At 41.8% G+C, this 14,855-nt stretch carries 9 protein-coding genes and 1 other RNA gene; 1 reads left to right on the top strand and 9 read right to left on the bottom strand.

Annotation, left to right across the window (positions count from 1 at the left end):
• Window positions 1–42 precede the first annotated feature (42 nt).
• Complete coding sequence (locus K6V30_RS10600; protein ID WP_055270103.1) at window positions 43–1,977, bottom strand: heparinase II/III domain-containing protein; 1,935 nt, start codon at window positions 1,975–1,977, stop codon at window positions 43–45.
• 259 nt (window positions 1,978–2,236) lie between these two features.
• Window positions 2,237–3,328: a DNA polymerase IV gene (dinB, locus tag K6V30_RS10595; RefSeq protein WP_010536998.1), complete on the bottom strand. Its 1,092-nt coding sequence runs from the start codon at window positions 3,326–3,328 to the stop codon at window positions 2,237–2,239.
• A 212-nt stretch (window positions 3,329–3,540) separates the two neighbouring features.
• Here dinB and K6V30_RS10590 point away from each other — a divergent pair, with 212 nt between their 5' ends.
• Window positions 3,541–5,004 carry a DUF4419 domain-containing protein gene (locus K6V30_RS10590; protein WP_055270105.1) on the top strand — a complete coding sequence of 488 codons (1,464 nt, stop codon included), beginning with the start codon at window positions 3,541–3,543 and terminating at the stop codon, window positions 5,002–5,004.
• 74 nt (window positions 5,005–5,078) lie between these two features.
• Here the strand turns inward: K6V30_RS10590 and K6V30_RS10585 are convergent, their stop codons facing one another.
• From K6V30_RS10585 to ssrA, 7 genes are all read right to left on the bottom strand, one after another.
• A complete protein-coding gene (locus K6V30_RS10585) occupies window positions 5,079–6,254 on the bottom strand; it encodes a DUF1735 and LamG domain-containing protein (protein ID WP_055270107.1) in 1,176 nt (391 codons plus the stop codon).
• Complete coding sequence (locus tag K6V30_RS10580) at window positions 6,254–7,408, bottom strand: glycoside hydrolase family 18 (RefSeq protein ID WP_055270109.1); 1,155 nt, start codon at window positions 7,406–7,408, stop codon at window positions 6,254–6,256. The genes K6V30_RS10585 and K6V30_RS10580 overlap by 1 nt, the downstream gene beginning before the upstream one ends.
• Window positions 7,409–7,420: 12 nt before the next feature.
• The gene (locus K6V30_RS10575) at window positions 7,421–9,049 is read right to left on the bottom strand and encodes a RagB/SusD family nutrient uptake outer membrane protein (RefSeq protein WP_055270111.1); all 1,629 of its coding nucleotides are present in this window, start codon (window positions 9,047–9,049) and stop codon (window positions 7,421–7,423) included.
• A 7-nt stretch (window positions 9,050–9,056) separates the two neighbouring features.
• Window positions 9,057–12,383 (bottom strand): TonB-dependent receptor, encoded by a 3,327-nt coding sequence (locus K6V30_RS10570; RefSeq protein ID WP_010536993.1) that lies wholly within the window; start codon window positions 12,381–12,383, stop codon window positions 9,057–9,059.
• Window positions 12,384–12,549: 166 nt separating this feature from the next.
• Window positions 12,550–13,536: a FecR family protein gene (locus K6V30_RS10565; RefSeq protein ID WP_055270113.1), complete on the bottom strand. Its 987-nt coding sequence runs from the start codon at window positions 13,534–13,536 to the stop codon at window positions 12,550–12,552.
• Between the two features lie 46 nt (window positions 13,537–13,582).
• Window positions 13,583–14,134, bottom strand: coding sequence for an RNA polymerase sigma-70 factor (locus tag K6V30_RS10560; RefSeq protein ID WP_010536991.1), 552 nt, complete (start codon window positions 14,132–14,134; stop codon window positions 13,583–13,585).
• A 316-nt stretch (window positions 14,135–14,450) separates the two neighbouring features.
• Window positions 14,451–14,847: a transfer-messenger RNA gene (gene ssrA, locus K6V30_RS10555) on the bottom strand.
• Between the last annotated feature and the right edge of the window lie 8 nt (window positions 14,848–14,855).

Raw genomic sequence — 14,855 nt, 5'->3', positions numbered from 1 at the left:
TGTTTATACGTTATTTCTTGTTTCTACTTTATCTGCTAAATTCTATTTCACTTGTTGAATAACAAACTTATAATTTCCAGTCTCTTTTTTCTCGTTTGTTTTTAGTGTGATGCGATAAATCTCCTTGCCCCATACATTAGAGAGGCGCGGATCATCCAATTGGATGGTTTCCAGTTCAGCTTTGAATTGGACCGGATAGTCCAGTTCTACTTTCTGCCCTTTTACTTCAATCTGAATTTTACCCGGTGAAGGGAAAGTCACATTCCCCCAAGTCATAAAATTTACCTGATTGGGAGCTACAACTTCGTTCAGAGTGTAACTGTCAGTGATAGTCAGCTTACGGTCGTCCAGTGCATACGAACGGTTCCAGTTCTTCACTTTCGCCTCAGCCGGATAAGCTTTAGCTATATCAGTAGTGAAAACGCGTTTCTTTTCGTCGCAAGTGGTGTTTGTCACCTTATACTCCTGACCGTATTTCTGCGGTATACCGTTAATCATCGGCAGGTTATGATAATTGCTCTGCATGGTCCAAATGGTGTAACGGTCTTTGCTGAATGTCTGTTTGGTATACGTACCCACTCCGGCGTCGATAAAGACAGGAATCGTATTCATGTATAAAGAGAAAGTTCCCACGTCATTATGATTATGACTTTCGTTATTAAAACCACCTTTGGCAGCCACAAACATTCCATTCTTATTCTTCATGTAGCAGAATTCTGTTTCGGGATACCAGGTTACGTCAGGCATATCATGCTTTGGCGTTTCTTTGGCAAGATCATTGCAGCAAATCAGAGACTGAAGGGAACGGAATGCATCGTTTCCCATTGTTGCATAAGGTTTTCTGCCATTCAGCAGATAAGCTGCAAAATGCATCATTTCATCGCTGTTGACAGCCTTACCAAAACGATAGATCAACAGAGGATCACCACCGCCTTGTGCGGAAGCATCGGCAAAGTTCACTACCCAGCCATTACCGACATAAGAACGGGACATATACTCTCCCATACGACGAATCATCGGTTCATTGAACAGAGATATGTTGCCTCCTGTACCATCGGAAAGTATTTGCAAATAATCATATAGCTTACCTGCCGCATGTCCCCAATAAGAAGTTCCCTCTTCGCAAGCTCCGTCAGACTTCACAAAGTTGATAAACTGATCGACCGATTTCATCGAACGATACACCGCTTTTGCCAGACGGTCTTTATTATTTTCCATCAAAAGAAAACACTGCAAAGCATTAGAATTACACCAAGGATTCCAGTTGTTGATAATCTCACCCGGCTGCCAGTTGAATGCCATCCACCACATATCATCATCATTCATATATGGATCGAGGATACGTTCTTTAATCGCTTTACGCATTTGCAGAGAAACAACCGGATTGATTTTGTCGAAAGGCTTACGGAAGAAATAATGCACCCAAGCCATCAATGCACCATATCCACCGGAACCAAGATCAATAATTTGTTCACGGAAATCGGGAAGAGAACGCTTACTACTTTGTCGGGGCAGATGAGCAGACAATACCCATGAATTCATCTCGCAACTCATGTAAGCTCCGTTCAGCAACTGATCGATGAAACGCCCCTTGCCTTCTGCCAGTTCTGCCAGCATCAGCGTATTCAATGCCTGACGGTTAGCATCATAGGGAACTTCCATTATTTTACGATTACCGGTACGTTCATATTCAAGATAGGCAGTAGCGGGGATAAGTTGCCACTTGTAATCGAGAAGCTTCTCTCCTGCTGCGATAAGACGTTGCTTGTTAGGTCCCATCAGTGAGTCCCATGCGGCACGGTCGGTGTAAGCCGGGTAAGGTACCCACGCCTGCTTCATTACCAATACACTTTTCAACGTAGTTTCGTCTGCTGCTTTTTGCAGCATATTGCGTTCAGTATAGGCATTCGCTTTGAAAGAAAAACTTCCAAGGACAACTACCAAAAGAAAACTAATAAAATGCTTCATTCGATTCATGGTATTTTTGTTCGTTTAAGTATGGCAAAGATAGTACATCTCTGAAAAAGTAAGGTGAGCAAATCATACGAACCTCATGACAAAAAAGTACAGACTTCAAGAAAAAGTATATAAGTGCCTTATTATCCCCAGTAAACAGACGCTCTGTTCAGAGCAAACAGAGCCTTCATTCTAAGTAAACAGACACTCTGTTCCAAGTAAACAGAGGCTCTGTTCGAGCTTCCGTAAAACCGTCGTTACTATCAATCTGAAGGCTGCTTTATTCCCAGTCGCTAAACTCAAAACTCAGTTGTTCCCAAACTCCGCGCTGTTCGTCCGTCTCTTCTTTCGGATTGGATACGGAAAGTCCGATGAGCCGTATCGGATGTTGTTCGTACTCCACACTTTTTAGTAATTCTTTAGCAAGGGGCAGCACACGGTCTAAGGTAGTCAGTTCCTGCGATTGGGTAATACTTCGGGTAATCTGACTAAAATCATGAAACTTAATTTTCAGAGTCAATGTATTCCCTTTAAACTCTTTATGCTGAAGCCGCTCAATCAGTTCTACCGCCACATGATATAGTTCGATGATAACGGAAGAATGGGCGGAAATATCCTTTTCCAATGTCCGCTCACAGCCGATAGACTTTCGGATACGAACCGCCTCTACGGGACGTTCGTCAATGCCACGGGAACATTCATAATAAAGCGACCCGACCTTTCCAAAATGGGCAGTCAGCATTTCAAGCGAACACTTACGTAGCTGAAGTCCATTATGGATACCCAGCAGATGCATCTTCTTTGCCGTCACAGGACCCACTCCCCAAAAAGATTCAATCGGAAGACGGGCTATGAAATCAAGCGCTTGTTCAGGATGAATAGTGCACAAGCCATCCGGTTTTCGATAGTCTGAGGCGATCTTCGCCAAAAACTTATTATAAGAGACACCGGCTGACGCGACCAAATTCAGTTCTTGACGGATGCGGAGCTTTATTTCCTTTGCTATGTCTACCGCCAAAGAGATTCCTTTTTTATTCTCCGTCACATCCAGAAAAGCCTCATCCAAAGAAAGAGGTTCGATTATATCGGTATATTCATGAAAGATTTCATGTATCTGACGGGAGACGGACTTATAAACATCCATTCGACCATGTACAAATATCAATTGCGGACAAAGTTTCTTTGCCTTCTGTGAAGCCATAGCTGAGCGGACGCCATAGCGCCGGGCTTCATAACTCGCCGCCGCTACCACTCCCCGCTCCTCGGCATGCCCCACTGCCAGAGGTTTGCCACGAAGTTCCGGATTATCGCGCTGTTCTACAGAGGCGTAGAAAGCGTCCATATCGATATGTATGATCTTACGCTGAGACATTATCTTCGATTATCAGAGCAAACTTACTACAATTTTCCGAATAAATAGATCTCTAGAATAATATGCATTTATTTTTTTAGAGACACAGGTCATAAAAAAGATTCGATATCATTGCGATCCCATTTCTAATAATAGTATATTTGTATATTGTTATCCATAATCTGTCAACAGGAAAACATTTGAGGTACAAACCATAAAACAAATTTAGTATTATGAAAAAACTACTATTCTATTTATTCATTCTATGCAGCACTTCCGCAGCTGCTCAAAATGGAACGACTTTTGAAGTTGAGCAACTCTCCAAACCCGAAAAGTTGCATCCTGTGGCTTCGCCCGATGAAATCTACAGATACCTGATGTTATCTGATAATGAATTAACCATTAGAATTACAGAAAAAGACATCTGGAAACCTCCATTTAATGTAATTGCCAAAAGTGAATCTCCTGACAGTTTAGTACATTTTGGGTATAATTCTTTTTTCCGCGGCATGTATCAGGCTTATGCAGATCATAGACCGTTCGTTTTATCACCGGATATGATTTGGTTACTGATTAGCCAAGGTTTTGCCCAACATGTGAATGCCAACCATGAGTCTTTGAGAAAATATTTTGTAGATTTCTCCGGGAAACAATCTTTAGTTGTACAATCCAATAAAAAACTGGAAGACCCGAGTCTTTCATGGGAAGAAATGCTCCCTCAGTTTACGGAACAGATAAGAAAAGAAGTAGGAGGTAATCTGGTCGAAACACTCACTTGTAATTTCTCTACAACGACTTCTTTGGAAAAGACCGTTTCTGAGATAACAATAATGGAAACGGTGAAATCATACTTCGAATTTATCACCATAATGATTGCTTGCGGTATTCCGGAAATCACGCTTGAAGGGACACCACAAGACTGGGAAAAAGTTTTAAATAAAGCCAGAGAACTAAAAGAATATAAACTTGAATGGTGGACATCACAACTTGAACCTCTTTTGGAGGAGTTTGTGAAGGCATCAAAGGGGACCGTTAACCAAGAGTTTTGGCGTAATATGTTTAAATGTCATTCACCAAAGTCATGTGGAGCTCCCGAGACTTTTGATGGATGGATCATTAAATTCTTTCCTTATGACAATGAAGGAAAAAGAAATAATCTAAAACAGATTGTGGGTCGTAAAAAACTTCCGAGCGAGATAGTAAAAGTGGATTTAAAGTATATTGAAGCATACAATGATACCGTGATTGAAACACCACTGGAACTGTGGTCCGGTTTCATCGGACTCAAACAAAACAATGAGAGTTTTGCCCTGAGACCACAAATCGGCTGGATGGTCAGAAAGAAAAGCACAGATAACACCAGACTCATAAACAGATTGAAAGCCGACGCCAAAACAGGAGGTTTTGGCGGGGGTATCAACCTTAGAGTGAAAGAGTTCCCTTCCATACTGCTGAAACTTGAAGAAATAAAACAGCTGGAGCTTACCTTCATTAATGAAATTGATATACCGGACGAACTTTCAAAAGTGAAAATCGAAAGGTTAGAGCTATCCGGCAAGATTACGGAAGAAGGAATACAACGCATCAAAAGCTTGTTTCCAAATACAAATCTGAAAATAAACAGAAAGAATATAACAGAAATATCACCTGGTAATTCCCAAAGACACAAAGAAATAATCGGTATTACGTATGAATAGAAATAAGGGCTGAATTCACAATACAGAATTCAGCCCTCTTTTCAGTTAATATACTTTGAAAACTAACCTATAGCTTATTCAAGTCTGACCCTCATCTCTGTCACAGTCGGCTCTACGAAAGACTGACGTCCACCGTTTTCACCACGCAGACCATTGTTTGAAGTTGCATCGTTACGATTCGGCGACTGATCGCGCACATACCATACTCCGTCACGTTGCTCGGTGTCTTCACCATTCATTTTCCAATAACCTACCAGACCATCTGATTTCGAATCAACAAACATCATATTTTCGCGAATCTGATTGGCAGTACGTGCAACTGACCATAAACGTACTTCGCTCATATATCCATTCCATTTACGGCTACTGTCATAGTCATAAGCATAGCCGATACAGAAACGTTCGTTCAAGTCGAATGTCAGTGAGCCAACAGTCTTATCGGCTATTTTCTCACCATTGAGATAGAGAGTAGCCATTCCCGCAGAAGCATCATAAGTGAACGCCACATGATACCACTTATTCAACTGGAACACAGACACATCAGGCATCTGCAACGCAACACTACCCGCCATCTGAAGTTCGTTGTCCGGGTGATTCAAGTCACCGGTACGCATAATTAAAGTACCTTCATTACCCATAATCGTACCCAAATTCTTCCAGCGCAAAGCATAAACCAATGCTTCAAAAGTGACGGAACCCGTTGATTTGTACACTGACGGCAAACGCACATCAAACCACCCCGGATTCACACGGTACACCTTATCAATGATAATCGGCTTCCTCACAACAATGTAAGTAACACTTGTACTGCTGATCTTTTCCACATCCGTACTGTTCACTAACACAGGCAGAATATAAGTCACCCCATCTTCACCTTTGGTAATATTCTTCACTAACAACTCACATGGATTGGCATAAAGTTCTCCTGCCTTAATGGTCGACGAAGCTCCCAGCATTTCATAGTTATCAGCAGCCAGAAGCTGTCCGGTCGTCCCATGTTTTTGATTATATTCATCCACTAGGTCCTGTCCGCCTATCTGATAGCTCACCTTTACATCACTCTTCATCATATTTGACAGACGTGATATCAATTCACAGTCATAAGTATCCGCTTCCACTTCCACTCTTATCACATTACTCTCAAAATAAAGTTTGGATGTCAACAGATCACTTTCACTATCGTTACAACCAGCACCGAAGAAAGACAATGCAACCAGTGCACTTGCATATAAGATTTTGATACGTTTCATTACTGTTCTGTATTTTCATTAGATTGACTGTCCATATATTCCTTATAGGCCTCTTGATTGATTTGTATCGCATGGCGCACAAAATTGTAATCACGGGCATTATCATAGTCATTATCGAGTCGGAAAGCACCTACGCCGCCCTTCGGGCCATTGACATGGTTATAGGCTGCCTGAGTCAGCAAAACACCACCGGACACCCATGATGACTCGAAGTTCTCGGTAAAGATATGCTTACGATAGTCATAGTATTCTCCACACCAACTTTGCAAGGTACTGACTCTCCTGTCAAGATTGGAATCTCCATACGCCTGAGTAATGAAATAGTCGAAATAGGGAGCCGATTCCTTGTTCGAATTCCAGATTTCACCATCTATCATAAAATAGTAGTACTTGCCATTCGGACGTTCAGTTGCCTTCGGACCAAAGTATTTTCCTATCTCTTCTACCAGATAATGCAGAAATTCTCCACGCGGACCACCACGGCGGTCTTTCAAACTTCCGACATATCTTCCTCCGTCACCACCGTTATCCGGCTCCCAGTCAATGTCCAGACCATCATAATCAGTAGCTACGATAGTATCCACCAACGCCTTTGCATATTTTTGAATCGCTGTAATGTGATCTTCCGCACCCTTCTCTCCACTGGTAAAGCCCCAATATTCTTCTGTAGCCTTTTTTACCAGTTCATTGATCTCTTCACTGGAGGCTTCCGGGTTTTCAGCCTGTACTTTCTCTGAAACGGAAGTAGGCGTAATACCTGTCCCGATATTATGCAAAATATAACAGACAGTGATCTTACCACCTTTCTTCTTCTGGAAAATCTCCTTATCAGCCAATTTTGCTTCATTCAAACCAAACGGACCGCTCCACATCGAAACCATATCGATACTGTCCGGCAATGATGCCAAATATCCCTTACGGATAGGGCCTTCGGGTGACCAGTTACTAAACCATCCGAAAAAAATGGGACGACCGTAATCCTTGCTTGTTGCCTTCCATGCACGAAGATCCGCATAATATTGTGCGCTTTCTTCGTTATCCATCGTATTGTAACCACCGATATGCTCAAAGTCTTTGCTTTCTATATCGACACACGACGCAAACACCATCCCAATAATAGGAAGTATATATAAGATTCGTTTTAACATTTTCATATAAATCACAGATTAATAGATTCTATTTTTACAATCCCACCATAGCTGAGTGATTGCTTTATCTTTATCAGCACCACCCAAAAGATTCAAAGCTTCTTCATAATTGGCTCTGTCGTCTGCCGACTGAGAGAAGCTGAGAGGATACACCATACGGCGGATACCACCTTCACGGGTCACACCCTGCCCACGATTTGTCTGCACCTGGTTCAGTTTCGGATAACCTGTTCTGCGCCATTCGGTCCATGCTTCGTGTCCGTTAGGATAAAGAGCAATCCACTTCTGAATAATGATTTTCTCCAGTTTTTCTTCCGTCCCACCGCTGAATTCGGGTGTCGCGGCAGTAGGAGCAGCAGCGCTGTAGCTATAATATGAAGCTCTCATATTATGAGCAATCGGAGTCAAGCCGGATGCCAAATAGTCATCTACAGACGAACTGACACCGTTTTCATCAAAGGATGTGGCAACACCTTGTTCATACAGTGCCTTCGCATCTCCAAACTCTGCTCCCCATCTCAATGCAGCTTCCGCTCTGAGAAAATACACTTCAGAAGCACGCATCCAGTAAGTAGGCGTGTTCGAAGCAATATTAGGCTTGGAGAAGTCGGTGTAAATCGTGTTTTGCTGATAAGCATTGCCGGGAGGAACTGCCTGATATTTTTTACCGTCATAAGCCTCTGTTGCATACGCACTGGCGGAAGCTTCAAAATAAGCACCCAGACGCGGATCTTTGTAACCCAACAAATAAGAAAACATGGAGGATCCCATACGACATTCATTATATTGGTTTGACAACCATTCTATGTTGTTACGAAATACCATTCCGGCTCCACTGCTCATCTGCGCTTCGTCCGCTTTAGCAGTCATCACGCCGACTTCGTGCTTCAAAGCTTGCAGTACATATTTCTTCGCAGTCGTTTCGTCAGCGTAACTGATACGCATTGCCAGCCGTAACATCAGCGAATTGGCATATTTGACCCATTTTCTCGTATCACCGCCATATACGGCATCATAATCGGCAACAATGGTTGCTCCTTGTTCTACTCTGGCTGTCAATATCTCAATAGCAGCAGTCAGGTCAGCAAACATAGCATTGAATGCGTCTTTCTCACTGTCAAAAGGAATAACCAAAGCAGGCTCACCCGCATGTGTATAAGGAATCGGTCCAAATGTTTCGAGCGTCTTATGCCATGCCGAAATCTTCAGAATCTGAGCCAAAGCGAAAACTTCCATTGATCCGGTTTTCTCGGATTCTTGTCTGATTTCCTTCCATGAGGAAAGCAATTCTGTATACGAATTCTTATAAGTAGCAGCCACCCAAGCGTCCTGTAAGTAATAGGTAGTATTGTTGCTACCGCTATACCAGTTGTTATTCTGTCCGAAAAATCCGCACCACGAATCGGCTGACAAATTGTAAGCAACCTGATATTGATTAATAGCCTCTGTATCGTCAGCTTGTGTTCCTACGGGAACTACAGCTCTTTGCATTGCTGTAACGGCGCCTCCGATGGCAACACCATCTCTTATCCCCATTTCGTTGGTCATCTCGAATGGATTGGTGTTTATTTCTTCGAAGTCACAAGCAGTAAAAAGCGCCAAAGCGCAAATGCCTGCCAATAGTTTATATTGATTTATCTTTTTCATGGGTCAATTATAATTTAAATTTAATACCGAAACCGAAACTCCTTACACTCGGTTGCATGAAATAATCATTACCTTGACCGTATGTTCCTACAGACGGAGTCAGTTCCGGATCATGCGGAGCCTTACTGTAGATCATCCAAGGATTGTTGGCAATGAATGACAAAGTAACATCTTTCAGTATATCCTTAAACCAAAGGTTAGGGAACTTATAACTCAAAGTCAGTTCCTGCAGACGGATGTTGGTAGCACTATATACATAATATCCGGAGGTAGTATAGTCTCCCGTACCTATCAACTGATAATATTTCTGAGCATCCACTCTTCCCTGTCCGGGCAATAAGACACCACCTGCGTCACGCGCTTCAGCAGATGTTTTTGATACTCCGAAACGGTCGAGGACAGCTTGGGTAGAAGAAGTTACCACACCACCGAAACGTCCGTTGATCAAGAAACTCAAGCCAAATCCTTTGTATGATAATGAGTTGCTCCAACCCATATTAAAGTCCGGTGCGGTCTTTCCTAAGAAAACCGGTTCACCCTGCTCGAGTCCGAACGAGCCGTCTTGCTTGATTTCAACATAGCCCTGGCTATCCTTCTTCAAGAAGGTATTGGCATAAATATCATTGATACTGCCCCCTACTTTCAGAATTACACGCCCGTTGTCTTTCCTTACTTCCGGGACGTTAATAGGTTCCGGGCTCATACTGGTATGGTAGTTTTCCACCATTTCTTTAATCTCGTTCACATTGCGGGAGAAGGTCAGGTTTGAAGAGAAGCTAAAATCCTTGAAGCTGTCTCTATATCCCAATGAGGCTTCCCATCCGTGATTCTGTACGTTACCTGCCTGCAGATAAATTTGTTTGTAACCCGAAAACTCCGGCAAGTCTCCGATAAATGTCTGATTGTATGTATTCGACTTATAATAAGTGACTTCTGCACTCAACTTGTTCCAGAAGCGAACACTCAATCCGAATTCATACGAACGGGTACGTTCTGCCTTGAAGTCGGTAAACGGATAGATACCTGTGGGAGATAACGCACCGCCCACTATCGGAGTGGTAACTGTTCCCGGAGTAAGTCCTGATTTAGATACCGGAGAACCTACTTCCGTATAAGACCCGCGCACCTTTAAATATGAAATAAATTCGGGCAGTTTCACCATTTCAGAGATAATGCCGGACAAACCTACCGACGGATAGAAGAATGACTCTTCATCGGTGTTTACCAACCTTGAGTTCCAGTCATTACGTCCGGTCAAAGTAAGATAAAGCATGCTTCTCCAACCCAGCTCGACATTAGCAAAGATAGCGTGATTGCGCACGCGACTGTCACCTCCATCTTCGGAAATACGACCGTTGGACGGGTCGATGTTGCTGGCTGCAAACAGGTTTGTCACTCCGAGCAATGTTCCTTTATAACCTCTTGCCAGCGACCAGTAGTTAGAATAACTATAACCCAAGTTGGCAGAAACATTGAAGTCATTAAACTGCTTATTGATGTTCAGCATAAAGTCAGCGTATTCCTGACGGTCTTTATAGTTGCTATAGTCATAAAGCCCCTTTCTGCCTTCGGCGAATTTTTGATCGGAAGTAGCATAAACCTTACGTTCGAACTGGACATGAGTATCGTCCATACGATAACGTCCGGCAAGATTTATCCAGTCTGTGATCTTATAAGTCAGTCCGACGTTGAACATATAACGGCTCTTTTCATTGGTTGCTATATTGCGGTAAGCAGTCCAGTAAGGATTCTGTGAACCATAAGTAGCATCGGCAATAGGCCAATACTGTATCGGAATGTTACGACTCTGATCGTAACGTTCAAAAGTCTTGATATCATCGAAACTTTCGCCACGCGGGAATAGATAAGCGGATATCACCGGATTCCAATATTGTCCCTGCGATACCATGTTTTTATCTTTCTGCTTCACGTAGGATGCACCTAAATCCAACTGCAATTTATCATCCAGAAAAGTAGCTGTATTACGAATCGTAAAATTCAAACGATCATAAGCATTGTTAGGAACAATACCTTTTGAATTCGTAGAAGATACGGAAGCAAACGTCTGGTTCTGCTTTGTACCGGTCGACAGTGTCAATGAATTAATGAAATTAGTTCCGGTATTAAAGAAATCACTCTTAGGATCATATGAATTAGGTCTGGACAGCTTATCGCCCCAGCTTTCGAACATACCTTCTTTATTTCCATAGGTATTCTGGAATTCAGGCATCATATATGCCTTACTGAATTCGGATGAAGAAGAAAATGATATCTGCAATTTCCCTTCCTGTCCTTTCTTCGTAGTAATCAGGACGACACCGTTTGCCGCGCTACTACCATACAGAGCAGCAGCCGAAGGTCCGCTCAGAATAGAAATACTTTCGATATCTTCCGGGTTAAAGTCGGCAACACCTTCTGTTCCGGCTTTGCCTTCACCCATGATACCACTGTCGGTGTTTCCCATATTGGTATTAAACAAAGGAATACCGTCAACTACATACAGTGCATTATTGTCTCCTTCGATGGATTTTGCACCACGCATTACTACACGCGTTGCACCACCGACACCGCTACCACTTTTGTTGATACTCACACCCGCTATCTTACCGTTCAGCGAATTAATGAAGTTAGCGTCTTTGATAGCGGTTATTTCATCTCCTTTTACTTGTTGCACATTGTAAGACAGTGCTTTCTCCGCACGCTTGATACCTAATGCCGTAACAACGACTTCGTCCAGTACCTCAGCATCCTGCTTCATGGTAACCGGATAAAACTCTTTATCGGAAACTGCAATCATTTGAGTTGCATATCCTATATAAGATACTCTCAGCCTGGCATTGCCGGGACCGCTAATAGAAAAGTTTCCATCAAAATCGGTTATTGTACCCGTAGAACTACCTTCCACTGATATATTTACCCCAATAAGAGGTTCACCATTCTCATCGGTCACTTTTCCCTTAATCATTTTCTGAGATTGTTGAGATTGCGCAGCAGGTTTCTTTTCGGTAACTATGATATAATTACCCTGAATCTGATACGAGAAACCAGTTCCTTTTAAGATTGCGTCGAGTGCAGTTGCCACTGATGCGTTTTCCAAGTTTAGTTCGGCTATTTTCTTTCCTTTCAGTTCGGAATCACTGTAATTAATAGACATCTTCGACTGCCGTTCCACAGCTTTCAACGCATCTACTGCAGTGATATCTTTTTGCTTGATAGTTATTTTACTATCATTTTGAGCAAAAGCGAGGGTCTGCAGCAACAATAGACCTAAAAAAATGAGAAATACTCGCTTTTGAGCAACATTATCTGCTATTTTTTCATAAATTTGTAGCATCTTTTTAGTATTAGTTAATTGGTTATTATTTTATGATCAATTGAAATAGCGTCAAGACACGCTAATATTAAAAAGAGAATGATTTCACATCCGGGAGAAACGGCCATTTCTTCCGGATATTTTTTTGCATAATGTATTAAATTAAAAAAGGTTCAACAATTATTCTTTATTCGTTATCTGTAATATAGCATTTATTTCCCCTGATTACATATTTGACATCTCCCGCTACTTGAGTTATAATCTGCATAACTTCTTCCAAAGTGGCTTTCTGTTGGAAACGGAAACTATACGTTTTATCATTCAGGCTGTGAAGGCTATAAACAAAGGTATAAGGGAACTTACGTTCGAGGCTTGTGAAAATCTCGTCCAGATGTATATTGCTGAAAACCAGTTCTCCACGCTGCCAGGCAGTCACATCTTCCATTCGCGGCGTTTGAAGGCTACGCTTTCGGGTCTGTTTATTATACGTTATCTGCTCATTAGGTTTTAAAATCACATTAGATAATAGGTTATTAAATTCTACTTTCACACTTCCTTCCAGCAGAGTTGCAGTCAATTCATCATTCTCCGGGTAGGCATTCACATTAAACTCTGTTCCCAAAGCAGTAATTTGAAAATCATTGGCTTTTACAATAAAGGGATGTTCTTTATCCTGCTTTACCTGAAAATTTGCTTCACCAATCAAATATACACTGCGCGTTTTACCGGTAAACTGTTCGGGATACAGTAAAGTACTTTTCGAATTCAGCATCACCCGTGTACCGTCAGGCAATGTAAATTCACGTATTTCCGCTGTCGGTATATAATATTCTACCAGATCCTTTTGCGGCTTGTCCTTCTCCAGCATCAGATAGATTGAAACAGACGACACTGCCAACAAGAAAATAGCTGCCGCTCTCCATATAAGCAATTGATACTTCTTATCGGAACCGGCAGGCTGCATTCCTATATTTCGTTGCATCCGTTGTATCGACTGCTGCATGCCACGGGGTACCTTCTGTTCTCCCGCTTGCTGCCACAACGCATGGAGTGCTTCTTTTTTTTCTTCCGCATGGTTCTCATCTGCCAACCATTGCTGCACTCTTCTCCGCGTGCCCAATGAATATTCATTATGCCCGAATAACTCTATAATATGCTGAATATAATTTTTCATCCTCGTTTTTCTCCTTTATACTTTAAATACAACTAAAACAAAAACACTACTTAAATGAAAACAGAAAAAATAAAAAGAGGAGTACTTTCTTCAATTCTATAAGCACCAGATAAACCTGATGCTCCACCGTGCGAATAGAAATATTGAGCCTCTCCGCTATTTCTTTATAACTAAGTTCTTTAAAACGGCTAAGCTCGAATATTAATCTCCGGCGTTCCGGCATTTTCTCCAGAGTCAGGCGAATGACAAGCAGCATTTCTTCATAATATATGTTTTTCAGCGTGTCCTCACTTTCCATCAGTTCATGAAGTACCGCCTTTTCAAGATACCCTTCCTGATAGTCCTGTTCTATTTGCTGGTGTTTGAAGATATTCAGAATAATGTTTCGAGTCATTATAAAGAGATAGTTATCCAGTTCCTTTTCATTGTCTAGCCATATCTCGGGTTGTAACCAAAGTTTATAGAAAACATCTTGCGCTACATCCTCTGCATCAATCTCTGACCTAAGCAGCATCTGTGCATAATTCTTTACTTTTGGGAAGTTTTCAGTAAAGAAACGCTGAAACTTTAATTCAATTTGTTTCACATTGATTTCCATTTTTGCTAAGATAATTATCGGTTACAAATATAAATTTAAGCATTCTCAAAGATTAGAAGGCAATAGCGTCTCAATATTAAGACTTGTTTGCGTATATTTGCAATTATTCCGCATTTCAATTACAATCATAAAATTATTGACAATACAAAACTTCTTTTATAGCATACCAAAAGAGAACAAACGTAAATACATGTATAAGAAATTGACTCCTTATCTAAAAAAGAGGAGAAGAGCCGGTCAGTGGTAAAAACAGAGAAACAAGAGGAGTATAAAGAAAAAAATAAAGCTCTGAATACTCAGAGCTTTATTTTCTAAATCGTGGAGCTGGAGGGAATCGAACCCTCGTCCAAACGAGGAAATCATAAGCTTTCTACATGCTTATCTTTGCCTAAATTTTCGTGCAGGAGCAGAACCAAAGCCATCAATTCCTGCCTTATCCTCTAAAGTTTCATCAAAAACGCGAGGCCGCTTCTGACTATCCCCGATATTACTGCACCACTGAACCGGAATGCTTCGGAGCAACAGCTTCCGAGTGATGTCTCGTCCTGACACCTAGTGTCTGGATTAAGCTAATCTACTGTGATTCGATTAAGCAGCAAGAGCGTAATTAGTTTCGCCAGATAAAGTTTTGATAACTGAGATTTAAGTGGAAATTACCGACCCACTGCATGCTTACCTACCATTTCTGCCCGCTGTCAAATCCAGTCAACCCCATGACTTT

It is taken from the genome of Bacteroides faecis, assembly GCF_020091505.1.
Taxonomy (GTDB): Bacteria; Bacteroidota; Bacteroidia; order Bacteroidales; family Bacteroidaceae; genus Bacteroides; species Bacteroides faecis.
This window is presented reverse-complemented; position numbering and strand designations above follow the sequence as displayed.

Bases quoted from the DNA above. Each gene is read 5' to 3' on its own strand.
- K6V30_RS10600 (WP_055270103.1), bottom strand. From the start codon at position 1,977: ATGAATCGAATGAAGCATTTTATTAGTTTTCTTTTGGTAGTTGTCCTT.
- dinB (WP_010536998.1), bottom strand. From the start codon at position 3,328: ATGTCTCAGCGTAAGATCATACATATCGATATGGACGCTTTCTACGCC.
- K6V30_RS10590 (WP_055270105.1), top strand. From the start codon at position 3,541: ATGAAAAAACTACTATTCTATTTATTCATTCTATGCAGCACTTCCGCA.
- K6V30_RS10585 (WP_055270107.1), bottom strand. From the start codon at position 6,254: ATGAAACGTATCAAAATCTTATATGCAAGTGCACTGGTTGCATTGTCT.
- K6V30_RS10580 (WP_055270109.1), bottom strand. From the start codon at position 7,408: ATGAAAATGTTAAAACGAATCTTATATATACTTCCTATTATTGGGATG.
- K6V30_RS10575 (WP_055270111.1), bottom strand. From the start codon at position 9,049: ATGAAAAAGATAAATCAATATAAACTATTGGCAGGCATTTGCGCTTTG.
- K6V30_RS10570 (WP_010536993.1), bottom strand. From the start codon at position 12,383: ATGCTACAAATTTATGAAAAAATAGCAGATAATGTTGCTCAAAAGCGA.
- K6V30_RS10565 (WP_055270113.1), bottom strand. From the start codon at position 13,536: ATGAAAAATTATATTCAGCATATTATAGAGTTATTCGGGCATAATGAA.
- K6V30_RS10560 (WP_010536991.1), bottom strand. From the start codon at position 14,134: ATGGAAATCAATGTGAAACAAATTGAATTAAAGTTTCAGCGTTTCTTT.